This window comes from Candidatus Termitispirillum reticulitermitis (assembly GCF_054655775.1).
The window spans coordinates 1-653 of sequence record NZ_BAAIHG010000214.1; the positions used below are offsets into that span (position 1 = coordinate 1).

Below are 653 nucleotides of genomic sequence, written 5' to 3' on the forward strand. Positions count from 1 at the left end.
GCTTCTCAGAGAGTATCGTCTCATACAAACGGGCAATATACTCTAAAAACCTTAACGGCATATTAGGGTTCACAGTAGACTGATGTTCCACTAATACAACCAGCTTATTATCCCCTATAACAAAAGATAGGTCATTACGTCTATTCATAAACAAAACATTTTCTAACGTGTTCAGTTCTATATCGCTTGGCTTTATATCAGCCCCAACTATAGCGTTATACATCTCAACAAGATTGTCCTTATCAGAGAACAACTTGGTAAATACAGTGTCTTTATATTCCCTGTTTGCCTTGCCACTTGACATAATTTAATAATATAATGAACTCTGCTTTATTATACGACAATATTATTCTGTAATTCTTTTAACTCGGCAAGCGAAAGCCCCGTGCCCTTTGATACAAAATCAATAGGCATACCAAGTGCTAAAAAATTTCTGGCAGTTTCAATGGCTTTTGCTCGTTCGCCCTCAAGTCTGCCCCGTTGCTCACCCTCTAGCACTCCATCCTCATACCATACCCTCTGTGCCGTTTCAATATTAAACTCTGCTGTCAACATATTCCTTACCTCCGTTGAGTTCTTTTCTAAAAATACCCTCAATATCCCCTTCTCTATACATTCCCTTATCGCCTCTTCCATCGCCTTCTCTAACGCTA

General features: G+C 39.1%; 2 pseudogenes. Both read right to left on the bottom strand.

The annotated features are described in order from the left end of the window. Window positions 1–304: pseudogene (locus AC1MDJ_RS08355) on the bottom strand (Rpn family recombination-promoting nuclease/putative transposase); the annotation flags it as partial. A 29-nt stretch (window positions 305–333) separates the two neighbouring features. Beyond that, window positions 334–653 (bottom strand): annotated as a pseudogene (locus AC1MDJ_RS08360) (hypothetical protein); the annotation flags it as partial.